General features: G+C 63.3%; 20 protein-coding genes. 14 read left to right on the top strand and 6 right to left on the bottom strand.

The features are described from left to right. Positions 1 to 249 precede the first annotated feature (249 nt). Complete coding sequence (gene polA / locus EOA13_RS25695) at positions 250 to 3,201, bottom strand: DNA polymerase I (RefSeq protein ID WP_164780326.1); 2,952 nt, start codon at positions 3,199 to 3,201, stop codon at positions 250 to 252. Positions 3,202 to 3,616: 415 nt separating this feature from the next. On the opposite strand from polA, the gene EOA13_RS25690 reads away from it, so the two are divergent. The 8 genes from EOA13_RS25690 to EOA13_RS25655 all read left to right on the top strand — a co-directional run bounded on the left by EOA13_RS25690 (position 3,617) and on the right by EOA13_RS25655 (position 11,925). Beyond that, positions 3,617 to 5,002 (top strand): M20/M25/M40 family metallo-hydrolase, encoded by a 1,386-nt coding sequence (locus EOA13_RS25690; protein WP_127296411.1) that lies wholly within the window; start codon positions 3,617 to 3,619, stop codon positions 5,000 to 5,002. Between the two features lie 123 nt (positions 5,003 to 5,125). Beyond that, positions 5,126 to 5,746 (top strand): ribonuclease D, encoded by a 621-nt coding sequence (locus EOA13_RS25685; RefSeq protein ID WP_031213535.1) that lies wholly within the window; start codon positions 5,126 to 5,128, stop codon positions 5,744 to 5,746. 85 nt (positions 5,747 to 5,831) lie between these two features. Continuing rightward, the gene (locus EOA13_RS25680; RefSeq protein WP_127296410.1) at positions 5,832 to 6,035 is read left to right on the top strand and encodes a hypothetical protein; all 204 of its coding nucleotides are present in this window, start codon (positions 5,832 to 5,834) and stop codon (positions 6,033 to 6,035) included. Positions 6,036 to 6,145: 110 nt separating this feature from the next. Next, positions 6,146 to 6,400, top strand: coding sequence for a GlsB/YeaQ/YmgE family stress response membrane protein (locus tag EOA13_RS25675; protein WP_013529551.1), 255 nt, complete (start codon positions 6,146 to 6,148; stop codon positions 6,398 to 6,400). 25 nt (positions 6,401 to 6,425) lie between these two features. After that, positions 6,426 to 6,572 carry a hypothetical protein gene (locus EOA13_RS25670; protein ID WP_013529552.1) on the top strand — a complete coding sequence of 49 codons (147 nt, stop codon included), beginning with the start codon at positions 6,426 to 6,428 and terminating at the stop codon, positions 6,570 to 6,572. Positions 6,573 to 6,605: 33 nt separating this feature from the next. Beyond that, entirely contained in the window at positions 6,606 to 7,520 is a 915-nt protein-coding gene (locus EOA13_RS25665) for a hypothetical protein (RefSeq protein WP_127296409.1), read from the top strand. 23 nt (positions 7,521 to 7,543) lie between these two features. After that, positions 7,544 to 9,514 carry an acyltransferase family protein gene (locus tag EOA13_RS25660; RefSeq protein ID WP_164780324.1) on the top strand — a complete coding sequence of 657 codons (1,971 nt, stop codon included), beginning with the start codon at positions 7,544 to 7,546 and terminating at the stop codon, positions 9,512 to 9,514. Positions 9,515 to 9,663: 149 nt separating this feature from the next. Continuing rightward, positions 9,664 to 11,925 carry a transglycosylase domain-containing protein gene (locus EOA13_RS25655; RefSeq protein WP_127296407.1) on the top strand — a complete coding sequence of 754 codons (2,262 nt, stop codon included), beginning with the start codon at positions 9,664 to 9,666 and terminating at the stop codon, positions 11,923 to 11,925. A 9-nt stretch (positions 11,926 to 11,934) separates the two neighbouring features. On the opposite strand, the gene EOA13_RS38895 is transcribed toward EOA13_RS25655, so the two are convergent. Beyond that, the gene (locus tag EOA13_RS38895) at positions 11,935 to 12,114 is read right to left on the bottom strand and encodes a hypothetical protein (protein WP_245490477.1); all 180 of its coding nucleotides are present in this window, start codon (positions 12,112 to 12,114) and stop codon (positions 11,935 to 11,937) included. 35 nt (positions 12,115 to 12,149) lie between these two features. Continuing rightward, entirely contained in the window at positions 12,150 to 12,296 is a 147-nt protein-coding gene (locus EOA13_RS38890; protein ID WP_245490476.1) for a nuclear transport factor 2 family protein, read from the bottom strand. Between the two features lie 161 nt (positions 12,297 to 12,457). On the opposite strand from EOA13_RS38890, the gene EOA13_RS25645 reads away from it, so the two are divergent. Next, positions 12,458 to 13,210 (top strand): SDR family oxidoreductase, encoded by a 753-nt coding sequence (locus EOA13_RS25645; RefSeq protein WP_023812510.1) that lies wholly within the window; start codon positions 12,458 to 12,460, stop codon positions 13,208 to 13,210. A 13-nt stretch (positions 13,211 to 13,223) separates the two neighbouring features. On the opposite strand, the gene EOA13_RS25640 is transcribed toward EOA13_RS25645, so the two are convergent. Further along, positions 13,224 to 14,144, bottom strand: a complete 921-nt coding sequence (locus EOA13_RS25640; RefSeq protein ID WP_127296406.1) for a zinc-binding dehydrogenase — start codon at positions 14,142 to 14,144, stop codon at positions 13,224 to 13,226. Between the two features lie 117 nt (positions 14,145 to 14,261). Here EOA13_RS25640 and EOA13_RS25635 point away from each other — a divergent pair, with 117 nt between their 5' ends. Continuing rightward, a complete protein-coding gene (locus tag EOA13_RS25635; protein ID WP_127296405.1) occupies positions 14,262 to 15,071 on the top strand; it encodes a helix-turn-helix transcriptional regulator in 810 nt (269 codons plus the stop codon). A 70-nt stretch (positions 15,072 to 15,141) separates the two neighbouring features. Here the strand turns inward: EOA13_RS25635 and ybaL are convergent, their stop codons facing one another. Next, on the bottom strand, positions 15,142 to 16,935 hold the full coding sequence (gene ybaL / locus EOA13_RS25630) for a YbaL family putative K(+) efflux transporter (RefSeq protein WP_127296404.1): 1,794 nt from the start codon (positions 16,933 to 16,935) through the stop codon (positions 15,142 to 15,144). A gap of 223 nt (positions 16,936 to 17,158) precedes the next feature. After that, a complete protein-coding gene (locus EOA13_RS25625) occupies positions 17,159 to 17,608 on the bottom strand; it encodes a host attachment family protein (protein WP_023812513.1) in 450 nt (149 codons plus the stop codon). A 420-nt stretch (positions 17,609 to 18,028) separates the two neighbouring features. On the opposite strand from EOA13_RS25625, the gene cysG reads away from it, so the two are divergent. From cysG to EOA13_RS25605, 4 genes are read left to right on the top strand one after another with little or no spacing between them, the layout of a single operon-like run. Continuing rightward, entirely contained in the window at positions 18,029 to 19,480 is a 1,452-nt protein-coding gene (gene cysG / locus EOA13_RS25620; protein WP_127296403.1) for a siroheme synthase CysG, read from the top strand. Next, complete coding sequence (locus EOA13_RS25615; protein ID WP_027037731.1) at positions 19,477 to 19,770, top strand: DUF2849 domain-containing protein; 294 nt, start codon at positions 19,477 to 19,479, stop codon at positions 19,768 to 19,770. Before cysG ends, EOA13_RS25615 begins: the two co-directional genes overlap by 4 nt. Positions 19,771 to 19,813: 43 nt before the next feature. Further along, positions 19,814 to 21,484, top strand: coding sequence for a nitrite/sulfite reductase (locus tag EOA13_RS25610; protein ID WP_127296402.1), 1,671 nt, complete (start codon positions 19,814 to 19,816; stop codon positions 21,482 to 21,484). Further along, positions 21,459 to 22,223, top strand: coding sequence for a phosphoadenylyl-sulfate reductase (locus EOA13_RS25605; RefSeq protein ID WP_127296401.1), 765 nt, complete (start codon positions 21,459 to 21,461; stop codon positions 22,221 to 22,223). The genes EOA13_RS25610 and EOA13_RS25605 overlap by 26 nt, the downstream gene beginning before the upstream one ends. The last annotated feature ends 50 nt before the right edge of the window (positions 22,224 to 22,273 follow it).

The following is a 22,273-nucleotide window of genomic DNA, read 5'->3' as shown; positions in this document are numbered from 1 at the left end:
GAAAGCCGTGGCCTTCACCCCCACCGGCAAGGACGGCGTCTTCCAAGCCTTCTTCAGACATCAGAAAATAGAAACAGTCGACCTCAACCTCTGCAGACGATAAGTGACAAAACTGTTCGCGATGTCCTCGCACACCTGTTCGCGATGTCTCCGGTCCAAACACCCCCTTGCGGGGGAGATGTCCGGCAGGACAGAGGGGGGTGTGAAGGAACGCGATCTAGCCGGCCTGGGCGCACCCCACATCAGCCGCTAGTGCGCCTCGTCCCAATTGTTCGCCGCCCGCGCGTCGACATGCAGCGGCACCGACATCGATACCGCCGGCATCGCGGCGTTTTCCATGACGTGACGCACGACCGGGATCGTCGCCTCGACTTCCGCCTCGACAGTCTCGAAGATCAGTTCGTCATGCACCTGCAGCAGCATGCGTGCGGAAAGCCCTGCTTTTTCCAGCGCCTCCTCCATGCGGATCATGGCACGGCGAATGATGTCGGCGGCGGTGCCTTGCAGGCGGGCGTTGATCGAGGCGCGTTCGTTGAAGGCGCGGAGCGAGGGGTTGGACGATCTTATGTCGGGGTAATGGATGCGGCGGCCGAAGATCGTTTCAACAAAGCCATGCTCGCGGGCATAGGCCTTGGTCTCCTCGATATAGTCTCGGATGCCGGGGAAGCGCTCGAAATATTTCTTGATGTAGTTGCCGGCTTCCTCGCGCGGGATCGACAGCTGGTTGGCGAGGCCGAAGGCCGAGATGCCGTAAATAATGCCGAAATTGATCGCCTTGGCGCGGCGGCGGACTTCCGAAGGCATGCCCTCCACGGGCACGTTGAACATTTCCGACGCGGTGATGGCGTGGATGTCGGCACCGTCGGCGAAAGCCTGCCGCAATTGCGGGATCTCGGCGACATGGGCGAGCACCCGCAGCTCGATCTGGCTGTAGTCGGCCGAGACCAGGCGGTGGCTCTTGTCGGTGATGAAGGCGGTCCTGATCTTGCGGCCTTCGGCGGTGCGCACCGGGATGTTCTGCAGGTTGGGGTCGGAGGACGACAGCCGGCCCGTCGTCGTCGCGGCCAGCGCGTAGGAGGTGTGGACGCGCTTGGTGTCGGGGTGGATGAAGCCGGGCAGCGCATCGGTATAGGTCGATTTCAGCTTGGTCAGCTGGCGCCAGTCGACGATCTTGCGCGGCAGTTCGTGACCTTCGGCGGCGAGATCTTCGAGAAGTTGCGCCGAAGTCGACCACTGGCCGGTCTTGGTCTTCGAACCGCCGGGCAGGCCCATGCGCCCGAACAGGATGTCGCCGAGCTGCTTTGGCGAACCGATGTTGATGCGTTCGCCGATGAGCTGGTAGATTTCCTCTTCGAGGCGAGCGGCGCCCTGCGCCAGTTCGCCGGAGAGCCGCGACAGGATTTGCCGGTCAACCGAGATGCCGCGCTGTTCCATGCGCGCCAGCACCGGCACCAGCGGCCGCTCCAGCCGCTCATAGACCGACACCAGGCCTTTGGCGGCAAGCCGCGGTTTCAGCACCAGCCAGAGCCGCAGCGTCATATCGGCGTCTTCGGCGGCATGAGCGGTCGCCTTGTCGATGTCGACCTGATCGAAACCGACGGAGCTTTTGCCGGAGCCGGTGACGTCCTTGAGCAGGAGAGGGGTATGACCCAGCCATTTCTCGGCTAGCGAGTCCAGGCCGTGACCATGGGGCGTGCCGGCATCGAGCACGTAGGAGATCAGCATGGTGTCGTCAAAAGGTGCGACATCGATGCCGTAGCGGCTCATGATGACAAGATCGTATTTAAGATTCTGCGCCACCTTGAGAACCGATCGGTCTTCGAGCAGCGGTTTCAGCACGGCCAGCGCCTCGCGCAGCGGAATCTGGTTTTCGAGCGCGCCACCACCGAGCAGGTCGCCATTGCCGCTCATGTGGGCAAAAGGAATGTAGGCGGCGCGGCCGGGCGCCGTGGCGATGGCCATGCCGATCAGTTCGGCCTGCATCGGATCAGCCGATGTTGCCCTGACATCGAAGGCGGCGATGCCCGCCTCCCGTGCCTCGGCCACCCAGGCTTTCAGGGTCGAGACATCGCGAATGCAATGATAGGCAGAAATATCGATCTTGCCGGTGGCCGCGCGCTCCAGCCGCAGTGCCGCGAGCAGGGAAGGGGTATCGCCTTGTTTTGACGTCTCCGCCGTCCCGCCGGCTTCGTCCGGTTCAGTGCCGGACGCGTTTCGGGCAACCGGCGGCAACCCGGCCCCGACATCTGGGCCATGAGCATGATCGGCGCGTTCGACGGTGACCGCGACGGCCTGGACATCGCCGGCCTCGGTGCTGGTCGCTTCCGCCACACGGCGGGTCAGTGACGTGAATTCCATGGTCTTCAAGAAACCGATCAGCTTCGGGCCGTCCGGCGCGTGCAGGACGAAATCGTCCAGTCCCTCGGCGACCGGCACATCGTTCATCAGCGTCACCAGCTGACGCGAAATGCGCGCCTTGTCGGCATTGGCGATGATCGATTCGCGCCTCTTGTCCTGCTTGATCTCGCCGGCCCGGGCCAGCAGCGTGTCGAGGTCACCGAACTGTTCGAGCAGTTGCGCCGCCGTCTTCGGCCCTATGCCGGGCACACCAGGCACATTATCGACCGAATCGCCGGTCAGTGCCTGCAGATCGACCATCTTTTCCGGCGGCACGCCCCATTTCTCTATCACCTCCGGAATGCCGATCTGGCGGTCCTTCATCGGGTCGTACATGGCGACCGTATCGCCAACCAGCTGCATCAGGTCCTTGTCGGAGGAGATGATGGTGGTATCGCCGCCGGCTTCGCAGGCGAGCCTCGCATAGGTGGCGATCAGATCGTCGGCCTCGTAGCCTTCGATCTCGACGCAGGGCAGGTTGAACGCCCTGGTCGCCTGGCGGATCAGGCCGAATTGCGGGATCAAATCTTCCGGCGGGGCCGAGCGGTTGGCCTTGTATTCGGGGTAGAGGTCGTTGCGGAAGGTTTTCGACGAATAGTCGAAAATGACGGCGAAATGCGTCGGCACAATGCCTACATCGGTGTTGCGGGCGTCGAGCATCAGCTTCCACAGCATGTTGCAGAAGCCGGAAACGGCGCCGACCGGGAGGCCGTCGGATTTGCGGGTCAGCGGCGGCAGCGCGTGATAGGCACGGAAGATGTAGCCGGAGCCGTCGACAAGGAAGAGATGATCGCCTTTTTTCATGCCGGCAGGGATAGCGCGGCGCGGCGGCTTGGTCCATGCCAAAGGCAGCCTCAACTATCGGTTCCGGCAACACCCTGACAGATCGCCGTCACCCCGCTCACGCCTATGTTACAAAACTGTAATTTTCGTGCCCTTGAATCGCCACGTTCAGAGACCCAAATACACGTCATCGGCAGTTTTCGCCGAGTCCGGAGCAAGGCCCGTCCCCCGCCTATCCCGGACACCTGCGGCAGCCTATCCCCCCTCTCCGGGCTGCCGCATCGTTTCGAGTAGAAGGCCGCCGTGGTTCCCCCTCCACCACGGCGGTCTTTTTTATCCCAGACAGACGTTTGCAGCCCGTGGTCCAATGATCGCGGGCTTTTCGTTTTGCTGTCCTGCCTTTACGGTTCCGGCACTGAATCGAAAGGCTTCACATATGTCCGCAGTTTCCCCCGTCCTCGACCGTCTCGACAAGAATCTCGACCAGAGCCTCGAGCGCCTGTTCGGCTTGCTCAGGATCAAGTCGATATCCACCGATCCGGCCTATGCCGCCGACTGCCGCAAGGCAGCGGAATGGCTGGTGGCCGAACTCAAGCTGATCGGCTTCGATGCCAGCGTTCGCGACACATCAGGCCACCCGATGGTGGTTGCGCATCATGACGGCCCGGCCGGTTCGCCGCATGTGCTGTTTTACGGCCATTATGACGTTCAGCCGGTCGATCCGATCGAATTGTGGGAAAGCGATCCGTTCGCGCCTGCTGTCAAGGAGGTCGGGCCGGATCACAAGGTGATCACCGGACGCGGGTCGGCCGACGACAAGGGCCAGTTGATGACCTTCGTCGAGGCTTGCCGCGCCTGGAAACAGGTGCACGGCAATCTGCCTTGCCGCATCACCATCCTGTTCGAGGGCGAGGAGGAATCCGGCTCGCCGTCGTTGAAGCCGTTCCTCGAAGCCAATGCCGACGAACTCAAGGCCGATTTCGCGCTGGTCTGCGATACCGGCATGTGGGACCGCGACACGCCGTCGATCTGCGTCGGGCTGCGCGGGCTGGTCGGTGAGGAGATCACGGTGAAGGCGGCCGATCGCGACCTACATTCGGGCCTCTATGGGGGTGCCGCCGCCAACCCGATCCGCATCCTGGCCAAGGTGCTGGCCGATATCCACGACAAGGACGGCCACATCACCATCCCCGGCTTCTATGACGGCGTCGAGGAAACACCGTCGCAGATCCTGAAATCGTGGGAGACGCTCGGCGAGACCGCCGAGACGTTCCTGGGACCGGTCGGCCTGTCGATCCCGTCGGGCGAAAAGGGCCGCTCGGTGCTGGAACTCACCTGGGCGCGGCCGACGGCCGAGTTCAACGGCATCATCGGCGGCTACACCGGCAAGGGCTTCAAGACGGTGATCGCGGCGGAAGCCTCGGCGAAGGTGTCGTTTCGCCTCGTGCACAAGCAGGATCCCAAGAAAATTCGCGCTGCGTTCCAGAAATTCGTCAAGGAGCGAATTCCGGCCGACTGTTCGGTCGAATTCCATCCGCATGGCGGCTCGCCGGCAATCCAGCTTTCCTACGACTCGCCCTTCCTGGCCAAGGCCAAGAATGCGCTGTCCGACGAATGGCCGAAGCCGGCGGTGACGACGGGCAGCGGTGGCTCCATTCCGGTTGTCGGCGATTTCCAGACCTATCTCGGTATGGAATCGCTGCTGGTCGGGTTCGGCCTCGATGACGACCGCATCCACTCACCCAACGAGAAATACGAGCTCAACTCCTTCCACAAGGGCCAGCGCTCCTGGGCGCGGATTCTCGATGCCTTGACGCGCTGAGCGGCGGAACCCTGTTTTCCTGTTGATTTTTCAGCGGATCGCGGCGAGGACGGGCCACAAGACAAAGCGCTGCAGCGTCCCTTGCGGGTCAGGGGACACTGTAGGGCTCGACCGGAGAAGACAATGGCCGATATCCGTTTCCACAAGCATGATCTGCCCGACCTCTCGCACTACAATGTCGGGGCAGTGGCCATCGACACCGAGACGCTCGGGCTCAATCCGCATCGTGACCGGCTGTGCGTGGTGCAGATTTCGCCTGGCGACGGCACGGCCGATGTCATCCAGATCGCGCCCGGCCAGAAGAAGGCGCCGAACCTCGTCAGCCTGCTGAGGAACCGTGGCGTAACCAAGCTGTTCCACTACGGCCGCTTCGATCTAGCCGTGCTCTACAATGCGTTCGGCGTGATGCCGGAGCCGGTGTTCTGCACCAAGATCGCCTCGCGGCTCACCCGCACCTACACCGACCGGCACGGGCTGAAGGACATCTGCTTCGAGCTTCTCGGCGTCGGCCTGTCCAAGGCGCAGCAATCGTCGGACTGGGCGGCCGAGACACTGTCGCCCGAACAGCTCGAATATGCAGCTTCCGATGTGCTCTATCTGCACCGGTTGCGCGATGTGCTTGCCGGACGGCTGGCGCGCGATGGGCGGATCAAGGAAGCCGATGCCTGCTTCCGCTTCCTGCCGACGCGTGCCAAGCTTGACCTGATGGGCTGGGACGAAGAGGATATCTTCGCCCATAGCTGACGGTCGTCGGCGCGCTCGGCGGCTGGGACCGATGCGGGCCGCGGCGTTCTGTCGGCTCAGCTTTGCCGGCTCAAAAGGGGATGACATGACGGACAGAAAGCCGATAGCGACCGCACCGACAGACGGCTCCAAGGTCTCAGTGACCTGGAAGGACAGCGACGGCGTCATCAATGAGTCCATCGCGCAATATCGCGACGACGGCTGGTGGGTCTATATCGACAGTCACACGCAAAAGAAGGTCGAGCCGACCAGTTGGCGCCCCGCCGCAAGCGACGATGACGATCAATGATGGCGCCGCTGGTGAGGCCGGCCGCTTTCGAATAGCCTGAAGCCGTTGATATCGAGGCCGATTCGGAGCTTTCCGTTCCGCCGTCGTCCTCTTGCTCGGAGGAACTCTCTATGGGTGTCGAAAGCCTGCTCGTCTTCATCATCATCGGTGCCATCGCCGGCTGGCTCGCCGGTCTTATCGTTTCCGGCTTCGGCTTCGGTCTGATCGGCAACATCATTGTCGGTATCGTCGGCGCGTTCATCGCTGGCTGGCTGTTCCCGAGGATCGGATTTTCCATCGGCGGCGGCACTCTCGCCGCGATCATCCATGCCACGATCGGCGCCATCATCCTGCTGGTGCTGGTCAAGGTCCTGAAACGAGCCTGAAGCTCGACAACGCAAAGAGCGCGCCATGAAACAGAATACGCTCTATCTCGTCATTGGCGCGCTCGTCGTCGTGGTCATTGCGCTCGGCATCTATGTCTATCGCGAGCAGACCAAACCCAAAGGCGTCGAACTCAAGATCGACGACAAGGGCATTTCGATCCAGCAGAACTAGCCTGCACCGGTGGGGCAGATGCAGGAGCGCGACATGGGGGCTTCCGACGCGCCGGAAGACGACGATCCGCCCAGAATTACCGTCGCGGAATGGGAGAGGCTTAACAGGCCGCCAAGGCGCGAGGCGCTGCTGCGCTATCATTGGCGGGTATTTCGCTTCCTGAGAGCATCCGCGCCGGTCTTCGATTTGCAGGGGCAAGAGCAGGTATTCCGCGATGGCATAGTCGCCACCGTGGCTTTCAACCGGCCCGACGTGATCGAATGGCAGATCCACCTGGTGCGCCGATACCTTGCCGAGCACGAGAGCTACATCGTCTTCGACAACAGCAAGAAGGACGAGGCGAGGCAAGCAATCCGCGATCTCTGCCGTCGCCAGCATGTCCCCTATGTGGCATTGCCGAAGAACAGGCTGGTCGTCAGCAGATCGCACGGTCAAGCGCTCAACTGGATCGTGCGGAATTTCTTGCCTGGGTTCGGGCCGAAGCTTTTCGGCTTCATCGATCATGACATCTTTCCAACTGAACCATTTTCGATCCGCGCCCGGATGGAGGGCAAGAGCCTCTACGGCAGCGCGCGGCGCGATACGCCAACGCCGGGCGGCTGGTTCCTGTGGCCCGGCTTCAGTTTTTTCGATGGAAGCCTGTTGCGGCGGCGGCTGGATTTCGCCCCGAGCTACAAGTTTCATATGGATTCCGGCGGCGGCAACTGGCCGGTGCTCTACAGGTCGATCGATCCGGCGCTGGTTCGGTTCGCTGAAAACAAATCGCTTCGCTTCGGCGCGGGTCATGATCAATCCGAGGATTTTTTCATGATGGTCGATGGCTGGCTGCACGTGACGAACGCCTCGAACTGGAGGCGACAGCAGCTTGACAGGGGCGAACACATTCTCGCGCTGTTGCGGCAAGCCGGCGGCCCCGACCAGCCGGATGTGAAGTTCGAGCCTATCTGAAATCAGGTCTGAGGCGGGTGGTGTTGACAGAAAACGCTGAGGGGCCTGTTGCGTTGCGGCCTGAAATCCAGGGGCTGCGTGGCATTGCCGTTGCCCTGGTGGTGGTTTTCCACATCTGGCCCGCGGTTCTTCCCGGCGGGTATGTCGGGGTCGATGTGTTCTTCGTCATCTCGGGCTATCTCATCACCGGTCTGCTTGCCCGCATGGCGTTGCGCGATGGCCGCATCTCGCTGATGGCCTTTTATTCGCGGCGAGTGCGGCGACTGCTGCCGGCTGCGATCCTGGCCCTTCTTGTCACGCTCGCCGGCACGCTGGTCTTCCTGTCCATGGCGCGTTGGGAAGAGACGGCGATCCAGGTCGCCGCCAGTGCGCTCTATGTGCAGAACTGGCGGCTTGCCTGGCAGGCGATCGACTATCTCGGCGCCGAGGAGGCGGCGAGCCCGGTACAACATTACTGGTCTCTATCGATCGAGGAGCAGTTCTATATCGTCTGGCCATTGCTGATGGTGGCAGGCCTTTGGCTGGCGCGCCGTCTCGGGCGGCCAGCGAAAGGCGTATTCCTCGTGGGGCTGACCGCGGTTTTTGCCGGATCGCTGATCGCCTCGGTTGTCATCACCCGGAGCGATCCGGCCGCCGCTTATTTCGTAACCCATACCCGCCTGTGGGAGCTGGCGCTCGGCGGCCTGCTGGCGCTGACCGTCCATCGGTTCAGGGCAGGGCCGCCATTGCGCGCCGCAATGGCGATGACCGGTATTGGCGCCATCGCGTTTTCCGCGCTTTTCTTTTCCGCCTCGACGCCGTTTCCTGGCGCCGTTGCGTTGCTGCCGACGCTGGGGACGGTGCTTATCATTGCCGCCGGCGGCATCAAACTGGGCCGGTTTCGCGGGCTTGACGCCAGAATCCTTTGCTATGTCGGCGACCGGTCGTATTCGATCTACCTCTGGCATTGGCCGCTGGTTGTTTTCTATTCGGCCCATCGCCCTGCGGCCGGGCTCCTTGCAGGTGTCGTGCTGATCGCCCTGACCCTGGCAATTTCGGATCTGTCCTACCGATATGTCGAACAGCGCTACCGGCAGCCGCGGTCGGATACGGAACGGAAACCTCTGGCCTATGCCACTGCCGCCGTTGCCGGCTGCGTGATGATGTCGGGTGGGCTCGGCTATGCGCTCGACAGGCAAGACGTCGATATCAGCCTGATCGGGACACCGAATTATCCAGGGCCGGCAGCGCTGCTTGCCAACGCTTCGGTTCCGCGCGACGTCGAACTGCTGCCATCCCTCGGCAAACTCAGGCGTGACGTACCGATCGTCTATCGACTGAAATGCCATCAGGAGCAGGACAGCACGCAAGCTGTGGGCTGCCAGCTCGGCGATCCTCAGGGAACCAGGACCATTGTCGTCGCAGGCGATTCACACGCAGCACAATGGATCCCGGCCATCGACGAGATTGCCAGGGACCGCAAGTGGAAACTGGTCACCTTCACCAAGGCTGCATGCCCTTTCACCCTTGCCGCGGTGACGGATGACGGTAAGCCGTATGAGGCCTGCGCAACCTGGCGCGACAACGTTCTCGCCGAGATCAGGAAATTGCGGCCAGACCTGATGTTCACCAGCCAGTCTCGCTATTCCGACACACCGGAGCCGGCAATGATCGACGGTTTGCGCAGCATTTGGAGCGACTTGAACAGAGCCGGCGTGCGCATTATCGCCATCCGGAACACGCCTTTCGTCAAGTTCGATCCCGGTGATTGCCTGGCCGCCGATCCCGACAAATGCGTCAACGCGCGACAGGAGGTGGAGACGAGCGACGTCTTCGCCCTCGCCGCGGGGACATTGCCGGGGGTTCGCGTCGTTGACATGAACGATGCCTTATGTGGCAAGGACAGCTGTTCGGCCGTGGTCGGCAACATCATCGTCTGGCGCGACCATCACCATATGACGGCCACCTATGCGCTGGCGCTGGCGCCCTATCTGGCGAAGGCGGCGGGTCTCTAGCGAGATATCAAGGCGTAGCGGCTTTTTCGCATCAACATCGTTGACCAACGCCAAGGCCGGCATTCGAACACGACTTAACCCGCCTTTAAACCGCCGCATCTACTCTTCAACCCGAACGCCATAGGCATCGGGGATATCAAGCACAGCGCATGGCGAACCGCAGGGACAGTCGCATCGAACCCAGTTTCGAGGGGCCGCCGCAGGCGCGGTCCTCGGCGGGTCTTTCGGTGAACGAGGAGGATCGCGTCGTGCCGAGCAATCGCAAAGCCTCCGCAAAACGCAAGCCGGCCAAAGGGAAATCGTCGCGGGCCAAGCGCGGCAGAAGCCGGCGCGGCCTGTTCGGCGTGCTCGGCCGGCTGTTCTACTGGTGCTTCGTGCTGGCCATCTGGGGCGGCATCGGCGTGGCCGGCATCGTCGTCTACTATGGCGCCAAGATGCCGGCGGCGACGACCTGGTCGATTCCCGACCGCGCCCCCAACATCAAGATCGTCTCTGCCGACGGCCAATTGCTCGCCAATCGCGGCATGAGCGGCGGCGAGGCCGTCGGCCTGCATGAAATGTCGCCCTATATCCCGGAAGCCGTCATCGCCATTGAAGATCGGCGCTTCTACTCGCATTTCGGCATCGACCCGATCGGGCTGTCGCGCGCCATGGTCACCAATGTGCTTGGCGGGCATTTCTCGCAGGGCGGTTCGACGCTGACCCAGCAATTGGCGAAGAACCTGTTCCTGACACCCGACCGCACGCTGGAGCGCAAGGTGCAGGAAGTGCTGCTGGCGCTGTGGCTGGAGCACAAGCACACCAAGGACCAGATCCTCGAAATGTACCTCAACCGGGTCTATTTCGGTTCCGGCGCCTATGGCGTCGAGGCCGCCTCGCGCCGCTATTTCGGCAAGAGCGCGCGTGACGTCACCCTGTCGGAAGCCGCATTGCTTGCCGGCCTGTTGAAGGCGCCGTCGCGGCTGTCGCCGGCACGCGATCCGAAGGCCGCCGAGGAACGCTCGCAACTGGTGCTTGCCGCCATGCGCGACGAGGGCAAGATCAGCGCCAAGGAACTGACCTCGGCGATGAGCGCGCCGGCAACGCGTGCGCCGTCCTATTGGACCGGCTCGGAGAATTACGTCGCCGATACCATCATGGAGGAACTGCCCGACCTGATCGGCGACGTACGCGGCGACATCGTCATCGACAGCACCGTCGACCTGAACCTGCAGAAGCTCGCCGAACAATCGATCCGCAGGCTGATCGACGACAGCGGCAAGAAGCTCAACGTCAGCCAGGGCGCCCTGGTGTCGATCGACGATTCCGGCGCGGTGCGCGCCATGGTTGGCGGCTACGACTATTCGACCAGCCAGTTCGACCGTGCTTCGGAGGCACGCCGGCAGCCGGGCTCGGCGTTCAAGCCGTTCGTCTATATGGCTGCGCTCGAGGCCGGTCGCACGCCCGACAGCATCCGCAACGATGCGCCGATCAAAATCGGCAATTGGACGCCCGACAATTATGGCGGCAAGTATTTCGGCAAGGTGACGCTGGCCACCGCGCTGGCCAAGTCGCTGAACTCGGTGGCGGCGCAACTGACCATGGAGGTCGGGCCGAACGCGGTCGTCGAGGCGGCGCACCGCATGGGCATCCAGTCCGATCTGCAGTCCAACACCTCGATCGCGCTCGGCACTTCGGAAGTGACGCCGCTGGAGCTGACCTCGGCCTATGTCCCCTTTGCCAATGGCGGCTACAAGCCCGACATCCATTTCATCCGGCGCGTGACGACCACCGAGGGCAAGGTGCTTTACGACAGCGGCGGCGGCAGCGCGCCGCGCGTCGTCAAGCCTGAGATCGTGGGCATGATGAACTCGATGATGACGGGCACGGTTGAGATCGGCACTGCCCGGAAAGCGGCTTTCGCCTGGCCATCGGCCGGCAAGACCGGCACCAGTCAGAATTCGCGCGACGCCTGGTTCGTCGGCTACACCGCCAACCTCACCACCGGTGTGTGGTTCGGCAATGACGATGGCAGCCCGATGAAGAAGGTCACCGGCGGCGCACTGCCGGCGCAGGCCTGGCACGAGTTCATGGTTGCGGCCCACGAGGGTGTGCCGGTGCGGCCACTGCCCGGCACCTGGAAATCGACGCCGGCCGACACATTCGTCCCCGACGAGATACCCTCGGCGAACAACACGGCGCCGGTTCCGTCAACGTCGGTCGGCCAGCAGGCTCCGGCGCGGCCAGCAGCGCCGGTTGCCCAAGCGCCGTCCCGCGCGGCCCGTCCCGCCCAAACCGTCGATGCCGATGGCCTTTCCATGCCGGAGGATGACGGCGCCACCGCATCGATCAAGCACCCGGTGCCGCCAGGCGACGTCGGCGGCCCGCGCAAGAAACGGCAGACCTCGATCCTCGACCTCCTTGGCGGCTGATCCGATCCGCTAATTCCGTGGCTTGGCGCTGCCCAATTTCTTGCTGTCAAAGGTCAGTTTGTCGCTGTGAATCTTGCCTTCGCTGATGGTGAGGTGCTTGGCGCAGGAAAGCGCGCCGGACGACTTTGTCATCAAGTCATACATCAGCAGCGCCTGGTGATCGTCACCGAAAGCAGCGATCATGCGCACACCGGTCACATCCTGTGAAAGTTTGGTCAGGCCCTTCAGGTAGGGGCCTTGCCGGTCGATTGCTGCATCGGCCTATCAAAAACGACGTCGTCGGCGACATAGGATGCTGCCTTTTCGAGGTCGTGGCCTGTCCAGGCCCTGGTGAAGGCGGTGGCGATGTCGAGCGGGGATGTCTGTGTCATGGCTTGTCCCGATGGATTGATCCCGAACCCCGCGCCCTTTCCGCATTCACGGACCAACGGCGAGCGGGCCTGCCAGTTCCCCCATCGAGGCGAATGGTGACATTTCGGCCTCTCGCCACCTCGGCGGCGTTCGGCTACATCTGCCGGCTGGAGACCCTGAGATGACTGAACTCGACACCCGAAAGACCATCGTGCTGACCGGCGCCAGCCGCGGCATTGGCCACGCCACCGTCAAGCGTTTTTCGCGCGAGGGCTGGCGCGTCATCACCTGCTCCAGGCAGGCTTTCGCCGAGGATTGCCCGTGGCCGGCCGGGCCGGAAGACCACATCAAGGTCGATCTCGCCGATCAGGAGGATGTCGGCATCGCCGTCTCCGAAATCCGCCACCGGCTGGAAGCGCATGGCGGCCAGTTGCATGCACTGGTCAACAATGCCGGCATTTCGCCGAAGCTCAAGGACGGCAACAGCCGCATGGATTCGATCGACACGCCGATGCATGTCTGGCGCGACGTGTTCCAGGTCAATTTCTTCGCGCCGATCATGCTGGCGCGCGGCCTGTTCAAGGAACTGGCGGCGGCCAAGGGCTCGATCGTCAACGTAACCTCGATCGCCGGAACCCGCGTGCATCCCTTCGCCGGCACGGCCTACGCGACATCGAAGGCGGCACTCGGCTCGCTGACGCGCGAGATGGCACATGATTTCGGCCCGCACGGCATCCGCGTCAATGCCATTGCGCCCGGCGAGATCGACACCGCGATCCTGTCGCCGGGCACTGACAAGATCGTCGAGACCATTCCTCTCAGGCGCCTTGGCACCACGGCGGAAGTCGCCGACATCATCTTCTTCCTGTGTTCGCAGCAAGCGTCCTATGTGACGGGCTCGGAAATTCACATCAATGGCGGCCAGCACGTGTGACAAATCAGGGAGCTCATCCGGTTATGGTGAGAACGGCCTTGCCGCTGAAGCTGCGCTGTCGCAGTGCGTCCAGCGCTTGGGCGATGTCTGTCCACGGCACGGTCAAGGCCACGCGCGTTTCGAGCCGGCCGGCTGCGACCAGAGCGAGCAGCGAGGCGATGTCCTCGCCAATGCCAGGACCAGACGTGTAGTACGCGAAAGTCTGAAGCCTCGCCCCTTCGTGATCCGGAACGAACTGGCGAAATCCAATGGGCGTCAGTTCGCCGCTGCTCGAACCGAACATGACGATGGTCCCGCCAGGGGCGACGCGCTCGATCGCGTGAGCGAGGCTTTTGCCGCCCACCGACTCGGTAATCAGCGAGAACGGTCCCTCGGCCAGATCGATCGCTTCGACAACCTGCTCGGCTCCAAGGCCGCGGAGATCCTCGGCGTGCCGGGCGGCGGCGATTGCCGTCACCGAGGCGCCCTGCTCGCGGGCAAGCTGGACCTGGAAACGGCCGACCGCGCCGCTTGCACCGGTAATCAGCACCTGCTGGCCGGTCAGGTCGCCGCCATGGCGTAGAGTCCTCAGCGCCGTCGTGCCCGCGACTGGCAACGTGGCGGCGGCGGCAAAGCTGACGTCATCGGGCAGGACGGCGAGACGGTCGGTCGGAACGGCGACACGTTGCGCCCATCCGGCTTCATCGACCAAAGCCGCGACGCGGGCGCCAACGGCCGGTCCTGAGCCATCGGCTGCTGCCCGTTCGACGATCCCAGCGATGTCCTGGCCGGGTATCCAGCCGTTCGGACGTATGCTGAGCAGGCGCAGTTCGCCGCGATTCAACGAGGTCGCGTGGACCGAGACAAGCGCCTCGTTCGAGGCCGGTTGAGGCTCGGCAAGCTCTGAGATCCTCAGTCCGGTCGCGCTGTCGGAGGAGATGACGAGGGCGAGCATGGTTGATACCTCCTGGCTGCGCGGCGGTCGCACCGCTCATTCGCAAGTGTACCTTATCGACTTTTGCCTTTGAATAATTTAGATATGAAAGCATTTCATCGCTAATAACAGTCAATCATGAGACAGCCCCTCAGCTACCCCTGGCTCGATCTCGATGTGGATGACCCAGCCGCGCTGGCGATTGCCGTGCGCGTCGACATCCCCGACACCCGAGCGGAAGTCCCCGCCCATCGGCACCGCAAGGGCCAGCTCGTCTTCGCGCTTGCAGGCGGCGTCACATGCCGCGTCCCAAGCGGTCTATGGATGGTGCCGCCGCATTGCGGGGTGTGGATCCCAGGCGGGATGGAGCACAGCAATGTCGCAACCGCCAACGCCCGGATTTTTTTCGTCTACATAGAGCCGGGAGCCGCCGATCTGCCGGAGCGGTGCTGCACGCTTTCGATCTCGCCACTGCTGCGCGAATTGATCATCGAGCTTTCCGATCGGGTGGAGGATGACGGGGCGAGGGGCGAACTCTTGATCAAGATACTGCTCACCGAATTGCCACGCATGGCTGTCCAGCAGCTACACCTGCCGATCTCGTCCGAGCCGCGCTTGAACAGGATCGCCGAGGCGTTGGCGCAGGATCCCGCCGACCGCAGCACACTGGCGGACTGGGCCAATCGCGTGGCGCTCAGCGAAAGCAGCCTCGCCCGCCTTGTGGCAAAGGAGACAGGGCTGAGTTTCGGGCGCTGGCGCCAGCAATTGCACTTGATCGTTGCAATTCGGGAACTGGCTTCCGGCAAGAGTGTCCAGCAGGTCTCGGGCGATCTCGGCTATGGTTCCGTTACGGCCTTCATCACCATGTTCAAGAAGGCGCTTGGGAAGCCGCCGGCCAAATACCTCAGTGGTATCGCGCAAAATGGCGGCTCTGCATTCGTGGCGTGATGCTCGCTTGAAAGGCTGGTCGAGCCGATCACGGTGCCAGCGTGCGAGAGTGCAGCCTGGGCTTTGGAACTCAGGCCACCGACGGCTCGGCGGTTTCGCGCCTCAACTCCGGTTTGGAACCGAGAACTTCTTCCACAATCCCGCGCGCAATCTCGCGTTCACCCATGATCACCGTATCGGCGCCCAAACCCTTGAGATGTTCGACCTCGGCATCGGAATGGGCACGGGCGATGACGTTGATGCCAGGGTTGGCGGTGCGGGCTCGGAGCACGATCTGGCCGGCTTCGAAGGCATTGGGGATGGCAAGGATCAGCCGGCTGGCGCCTTCGGGATTGGCGGCGGCGAACACTTCGGCATTGGCCGCATTGCCGGCGACGGTCTCGATGCTGTCCGCTTTCAATTTCGCCAGCGTCTTGTCGGCGTCCTCGATGACCAGGAAGGGCATTGCCGCGTCTTTCAGCGCCGAGCCGACCAGGCCACCGACACGGCCGTAGCCGATGAGGATGGCATGGCCGGTGAGTGCCGTCTTTGGCGGGCCGTCCTCCTTTTTCGTCGTTGCCGCGACAGAGGCTACCTGGCCCGGCTCCGTCGCCGGACCAACCGGTTTTGCCTCGACCGGTGGTGCCGTCCTGGCGGCGCGCCGTTCCAGCCACGGCTTCATCCAGTCGATGGCCAGGAACATCAGCGGGTTGAGGACAATCGACAGGATCGCACCGGCCAGAATGAGGTCGCGGCCCTGTTCCGGCAGCAGCTTCAGCCCGACGCCGAGTTCAGCCAGAATGAAGGAGAATTCGCCGATCTGGGCAAGGCTTGCCGAAATTATCAGCGCCGTGGCGATGGGATAGCCGAAGGCGACAACGATGGCGAATGCGGCCAGTGATTTGCCGATGACGATGATGGCGAGCGTCGCCAGGATCGGCCAGCCATTGCTGATCAGGCTGAACGGGTCGAACAGCATGCCGACCGAGACGAAGAACAGCACGGAAAAGGCATCGCGCAGCGGCAGCGATTCCTCGGCGGCGCGGTGGCTGAGCTCGGACTCGCTCATGATCATGCCGGCGAAGAAGGCGCCCAGCGCCAGCGAGACACCGAATAGTTTTGCCGCACCGAAGGCGACGCCGAGCGCGATGGCCAAAACCGCCAGCCGGAACAGTTCGCGCGAGCCGGTATGGGCGACGTAATGCAGGATCCAGGGAATGACCCGGCGGCCGACCACCAGCATGACGATCACAAAAGCGGCGACCTTGGCCAGCGTGATGCCGACGACGCCCCAGATGCCGTAGCTGGCCGGCAGCGACAGCAGGCCGCTGGCATGGGCGTCAGCCTGCTCCTGACCGCCGAGCACGCCGGCGAGCGCCGGCAGCAGCACCAGCGCCAGCACCATGGCCAGATCCTCGACGATCAGCCAGCCGACGGCGATGCGGCCGCGCTCGGTCTCGATCATCCGCCGTTCCTGCAGGGCACGCAGCAGCACCACGGTCGAGGCCACCGACAGCGCCAGGCCGAACACCAGCCCCGCGCCCATCGACCAGCCAAGCATCCAGGCAAGACCGGCGCCAAGTGCGGTGGCAAAGCCGATCTGGACGATGGCGCCCGGCACGGCGATGGCACGCACCGACAGCAAATCCTTGAGCGAGAAGTGCAGCCCGACGCCGAACATCAGGAGGATGACGCCGATTTCGGCCAGTTCGTTGGCAAGGCCGGCATCGGCGACGAAGCCAGGCGTGTTCGGCCCGACCAGCACGCCGGCTACGAGATAGCCGACCAGCGGCGGAATGCGGAAGCGGTTGGCGAGAGCCCCGAAGACGAAAGCCAGCCCCAGACCGGCGACGATGGTGGCGATAAGGGGCGTGTCATGCGGCATTGTCTATGGAGCGCCTTTCAAAAACAGCGATGTTGGATGAGCGCCGCCCAAAGCCGCCGCCTGTTTGCAATATGGTGGATGGTATGTTGGCGATGCAACCCGCAAAGCCATGAAATCGACGGCGCTGCCGCAAATATTTGACCGGCAGCTGAGAAAGCTGCCGGTCAAATCGGAATTTGTGCGGTGCTATTCGTCTCGATCGGTCAGGGCCGATCGACAATGATCAGGCTGCCTGCAGCAGGGCCTCGATTTCCGGTATGGCATGGTTGGTCAATGTCTTGGGAATTTCGGCGGTCACCTTGTCCCCGACCTCCTTGTGCAGCTTTTTGCGCATTGTCCCAAGCACCACCGGCGGTGCGACCAGCACGATCTCGCTGAATTCGCCGTCATGCGCGAGCTTGTAGAGCCGGGCGGCGATTTCATCGGCGAAACGCTCCTTGCCGATGCGGTGCCAATCCGTATCCTCGACTGCGCTGCGGTGTACGGAGGGACCATCATTGTATCGGCCCGGGCTGTCACTGCCTTGCTCGCGGGTGGGCGGGTTGTCCTGCTGCATTTCCTGCACCACCTCGAGATTCGGATATTTATTGTCGCCAGCGTTCCTGAGGAAAAGCGCCTTCTCGCCATCGGCCACCATGACCCAGATACCGTGCTTGAGTATGATTGTGTTCATGATGACAGGCTCCTTTTCAGCCGCGTGGTGGCCTTTCGTGGCGTTCCGCAGCCGGGGTTTCGATCCGATATGACAGGCCTTTTGAGAACGCGCCCGGAGCCACTAATGTTCCAGTCGGCAGCCGCGTCGGCGTTGGACATTCTGGCTATCCAGAGTTCGCGGCTTTAATCTACTAATTTGGTAGAATTTAGAAAAAACGGTTTTGCGGCTTTTCTCGCCGGGCGCTAAAAGACCCGGAAAACAAGGCCTGCGACAGCAGCTTCAATCCGCTCCATCTGTAAACGAGAAATATTTTTCTCTTGGCCGGGATGCTTTCAGAAAAGCAATTGCATCCCGATAAGGGATGCGCGAGTGCGTTCCTTCTGGTTTCTCGCGCCCGCGCGTAGAACTGCAAGCTCATTCAGGATTCCGCTCGCGTCCATGTCGCACACTGCTCCCAAGCTCAACGCCTTCCCCGTGTTCATGCGGGTCGAGGGCGAAGCCGTGGCCATCGTTGGCGGTGGCGAAGAGGCGCTGGCCAAGGCGCGGCTGATCGGACAGTCGAGTGCGGTCCTGCGGATCATCGCGGAACACGCCGAGCCCGACCTGCTCGCCTTCGTCGCCCAGGTCGGCGCGAGCCATTTTGCCGCGGCTTACGACGCGTCGCAGCTCGAAGGCGCGGTCATGGTGTTTGCCGCCAGCGGCGACGAGGAACTCGACCGCCGGGTGGCCGCGGATGCGCGCCGCCTAGGCATTCCGGTCAATGCCGTCGATCGGCCCGAGCTTTGCGATTTCTTCACTCCGGCGTTGGTCAACCGCGCGCCGGTCGCCATCGCCATCGGCACCGAAGGTGCAGGCCCGGTGCTTGCGCAGATGCTGCGCGGCCGCATCGACCGCATGCTGTCGCCGTCGCTCGGGCCGCTGGCAACGCTTGCCGCTTCGTTTCGCGGGGCTGCCGAGAAGCTGCTGCCGAGAGGCAATGCCCGGCGCCGCTTCTGGAATGATTTCTTCACTGGTGCTCCTGCGCGCGCGGCTGAAATCGGTCAGCTTTCGCAGGCGCATGATGCTGCCGTCGATCTCCTGCTGTCGAACACGCCCGCTTGCGGTCACATCGCGCTGGTTGGCGCCGGTCCGGGCGCCGAGGATCTACTGACCTTGCGGGCACACCGCCTGCTGATGGAAGCCGATGTCATCGTCCATGACGCGCTGGTGCCGGAGGCGGTGGTTGCCATGGGTCGCCGCGATGCCGAGCGTCTGCCGGTCGGAAAGCGCAAGGGCTGTCACACCAAAAGCCAGGCTGAGATCAATGCGCTGCTGGTCGAGCTTGGCCGTGAAGGCAAGCGTGTCGTGCGGCTGAAGTCGGGCGATCCGCTGGTGTTCGGCCGGGCGGGCGAAGAGATGGCGGCACTTCGTGATGCCGGCATTGCCTATGAGGTGGTTCCGGGTGTCACCGCGGCCTTTGCCGCCGCCGCCGATTTCGAACTGCCGCTGACCTTGCGCGGTGTCTCCTCGTCGATGGTGTTCACCACCGGCCACGACCTCAAGGGCAATTCGCTGCCCGACTGGGCCAAGCTCGCCATTTCCGGCGCCACCGTCGCCGTTTATATGGGCCGCTCGGTGGCCGCCGAGGTTGCCGGACGGCTGATCGAGGCCGGTCTGTCGCCGGACACCGCGGTGGCCGTGGTCGAGAATGCCAGCCTCGCCAACCGGCGTCGCTTCCACGGCACGCTTGCCGACCTGCCGTCGCTGGAAGCGCGCGCCGATCTTTCCGGCCCGGTCATGACCATCATCGGCGATGCGGTCGCCGGCGCCAACTTTGAGCGATCCGAGCCGCTGGCGGCACACAGGCATGAAGGCGCGTCCAGTTCGATCGCCGAAGGAGTTCAGCAATGAAGATACTGACCGCCAACCGCCTCACCGACGGCATTGCCGTCTGGTACGCCGATGGCGGCTGGGCCGAGACGGTGGACCATGCCGACCTCGCCCATGACAAGGCAGCCGAGGATAGGCTCGAGGCGATCGGCGCCAAGGCCTATGCCGCCAACGAAGTGGTCGACGTCAATTTGATCGACGCTGAAGTCGTCAATGGTGTCGTCCAGCCGGTGCGGCTGCGCGAGAAGATCCGCGCCGCCGGCCCGACCATTCGCAACGATCTCGGCAAGCAGGCTGCGCGGGCAGCATAACCAAGACACCAGGCATGGGCGGACGCGCCCTGAAAGACCAAGCATGTACCGTTACGATGAGTTCGACCACGATTTTGTCCAGGCCCGCGTCGCGGAGTTCAGCGACCAGGTGCAGCGTCGTCTTGCCGGCGAGATCACCGAGGACCAGTTCCGGCCATTGAGGCTGATGAACGGCGTCTATCTCCAACTGCACGCCTACATGCTGCGCATCGCGGTGCCTTACGGCACGCTGAACGGCAAGCAGTTGCGCATGCTTGGCCACATCGCCCGCAAATACGACAAGGGCTACGGCCATTTCACCACGCGCCAGAACATCCAGTTCAACTGGCCGGCGCTGTCTGACATTCCGGCGATCCTGGCGGATCTCGCGAGCGTCGAGATGCATGCCATCCAGACCAGCGGCAATTGCATCCGCAACGTCACCGCAGACCACTTCGCCGGCGCTGCCGCCGACGAAGTCGCCGATCCGCGTCCCTACGCGGAAATCCTGCGCCAGTGGTCGTCGGTGCATCCGGAATTCTCGTTCCTGCCGCGCAAGTTCAAGATCGCGGTGACGGGCGCCGAGCGCGACCGCGCCGCCATCCAGACCCACGACATCGGCCTGCACCTGAAGAAGAACGCCGCCGGCGAACTCGGTTTCGCCGTCTATATCGGCGGCGGCCAGGGCCGCACGCCGATGGTTGCCCGCAAGATCCGCGACTTCCTGCCGGAGGCCGAGCTTCTGTCCTACTGCACGGCGATCCTGCGCGTTTACAACCTCTATGGCCGCCGCGACAACAAGTACAAGGCGCGCATCAAGATCCTCGTGCACGAGACCGGGGTCGAGGAGATCACCCGTCAGGTCGAGGCCGAGTGGCAGGAGTTGAAGGACGCCGAGCTGAAGCTGCCGGAAGCCGACATCCGCGCGATCGAGGCCTATTTCGCGCCACCGGTGCTCGCTGGGCGGCCGGAAGCCGACCAGGCGGTCAAGCTGGCGCGGCTCGATTCCAAGGGGTTTTCGGAGTGGCTCGACCAGAATGTCGTGACGCACCGCCATCCCGACTATGCGGCGGTGACGATCTCGCTGAAGGGCATCGGCGAGGTGCCCGGCGACGCTTCGGACAGCCAGATGGAAGCGATCGCCGACATCGCCGAGAAATATGGCTTTGACGAGCTGCGTGTCAGCCATGAACAGAACCTGATCCTGCCGCATGTGGCCCGCGCCGACCTCAAGGCGGTCTATGATGCGCTGGTCGGCATCGGTCTGGCGACAGCCAACTCCAATTTGATATCGGACATCATCGCTTGCCCGGGCCTCGATTATTGCGCGCTGGCCACGGCGCGCTCGATCCCGATCGCGCAGGAAATCTCGCAACGCTTCGCCTCGCTGGAACGGCAGCGCGAGATCGGCGAACTGAAGCTGAAGATCTCCGGCTGCATCAACGCCTGCGGCCATCACCATGTCGGCCACATCGGCATCCTCGGTGTCGAGAAGAAGGGCTCCGAACTCTATCAGGTGACGCTGGGCGGCTCGGCCGACGAAAACACCTCGGTCGGCGAGATCATCGGCCGCGGCTTCTCGTCGGAAGAGATCACCGACGCCATCGAGCAGATCGTCGAGACCTATCTCGGCCTCCGGCTCGACCCAAAAGAGAAATTCATCGACGCCTACCGCCGAGTCGGTCCCGCGCCGTTCAAGGAGGCGCTCTATGCTGGCGAAGCCAAGGCCGCTTGACCGTATCGGAGACGTCGATGACGGCATCGCCGCCAAAGCGGCGGGGCTCGATGCGCTCTACGGTCATCTGAAGCCGCTCGAGATCATCGAACGCTCGGTCCGCGAACTGTTCCTCGACGAGATCGCCGCGGTGTCGTCGTTCGGCGCGGATTCGGCTGTGCTGCTGCACATGATCGCCAAGATCGATCGGACGCTGCCGGTCATCTTCCTCGACACCGGCAAGCATTTCGAGGAGACGCTCGGCTATCGCGACGCGCTCGCCGCCGATTTCGGGCTGACCAATATTAGGGTGATCAAACCCGAGGAAGCGGCGCTCGAACGGATCGATCCGACGGGCAATCTGCATCAGAGCAACACCGACGCCTGCTGCGATGTGCGCAAGGTGGAGCCGCTGGCGCGCGGTGTCGCGCCATTTCGTGCCTGGCTCACCGGCCGCAAGCGTTTTCAGGCAGCGACGCGGGCAGCGCTGCCGGTGTTCGAGGCGGTCGGTCCGCGCATCCGCATCAATCCGCTGGCGCATTGGACGACATCGGACCAGGCCGACTATATGCGCGCGCATGCGCTGCGCGAAAATCCGTTGGTCGCCTATGGCTATCTGTCGATCGGCTGCTTCCCGTGCACGCAGCCGGTGCAGCCGGGCGAGGACGCGCGCAGCGGCCGCTGGGCCGGTCACGCCAAGACCGAGTGCGGCATTCACCTGTCGGGGCTGGAGAAGTCGCTGACCGACGCATCACTATAGGGTATGCTGAAATTCAGCCGGCCTGCGAACGGCGACCATCATCCGGAGGC

It is taken from the genome of Mesorhizobium sp. M7A.F.Ca.US.011.01.1.1 (assembly GCF_003998295.1).
Classification (GTDB): Bacteria; Pseudomonadota; Alphaproteobacteria; order Rhizobiales; family Rhizobiaceae; genus Mesorhizobium.
This window is presented reverse-complemented; position numbering and strand designations above follow the sequence as displayed.

Coding starts and splice junctions, on each gene's coding strand:
- polA (WP_164780326.1), bottom strand. CDS start 3,201: ATGAAAAAAGGCGATCATCTCTTCCTTGTCGACGGCTCCGGCTACATC.
- EOA13_RS25690 (WP_127296411.1), top strand. CDS start 3,617: ATGTCCGCAGTTTCCCCCGTCCTCGACCGTCTCGACAAGAATCTCGAC.
- EOA13_RS25685 (WP_031213535.1), top strand. CDS start 5,126: ATGGCCGATATCCGTTTCCACAAGCATGATCTGCCCGACCTCTCGCAC.
- EOA13_RS25680 (WP_127296410.1), top strand. CDS start 5,832: ATGACGGACAGAAAGCCGATAGCGACCGCACCGACAGACGGCTCCAAG.
- EOA13_RS25675 (WP_013529551.1), top strand. CDS start 6,146: ATGGGTGTCGAAAGCCTGCTCGTCTTCATCATCATCGGTGCCATCGCC.
- EOA13_RS25670 (WP_013529552.1), top strand. CDS start 6,426: ATGAAACAGAATACGCTCTATCTCGTCATTGGCGCGCTCGTCGTCGTG.
- EOA13_RS25665 (WP_127296409.1), top strand. CDS start 6,606: ATGGGGGCTTCCGACGCGCCGGAAGACGACGATCCGCCCAGAATTACC.
- EOA13_RS25655 (WP_127296407.1), top strand. CDS start 9,664: ATGGCGAACCGCAGGGACAGTCGCATCGAACCCAGTTTCGAGGGGCCG.
- EOA13_RS38890 (WP_245490476.1), bottom strand. CDS start 12,296: ATGACACAGACATCCCCGCTCGACATCGCCACCGCCTTCACCAGGGCC.
- EOA13_RS25645 (WP_023812510.1), top strand. CDS start 12,458: ATGACTGAACTCGACACCCGAAAGACCATCGTGCTGACCGGCGCCAGC.
- EOA13_RS25640 (WP_127296406.1), bottom strand. CDS start 14,144: ATGCTCGCCCTCGTCATCTCCTCCGACAGCGCGACCGGACTGAGGATC.
- EOA13_RS25635 (WP_127296405.1), top strand. CDS start 14,262: ATGAGACAGCCCCTCAGCTACCCCTGGCTCGATCTCGATGTGGATGAC.
- ybaL (WP_127296404.1), bottom strand. CDS start 16,935: ATGCCGCATGACACGCCCCTTATCGCCACCATCGTCGCCGGTCTGGGG.
- EOA13_RS25625 (WP_023812513.1), bottom strand. CDS start 17,608: ATGAACACAATCATACTCAAGCACGGTATCTGGGTCATGGTGGCCGAT.
- cysG (WP_127296403.1), top strand. CDS start 18,029: ATGTCGCACACTGCTCCCAAGCTCAACGCCTTCCCCGTGTTCATGCGG.
- EOA13_RS25615 (WP_027037731.1), top strand. CDS start 19,477: ATGAAGATACTGACCGCCAACCGCCTCACCGACGGCATTGCCGTCTGG.
- EOA13_RS25610 (WP_127296402.1), top strand. CDS start 19,814: ATGTACCGTTACGATGAGTTCGACCACGATTTTGTCCAGGCCCGCGTC.
- EOA13_RS25605 (WP_127296401.1), top strand. CDS start 21,459: ATGCTGGCGAAGCCAAGGCCGCTTGACCGTATCGGAGACGTCGATGAC.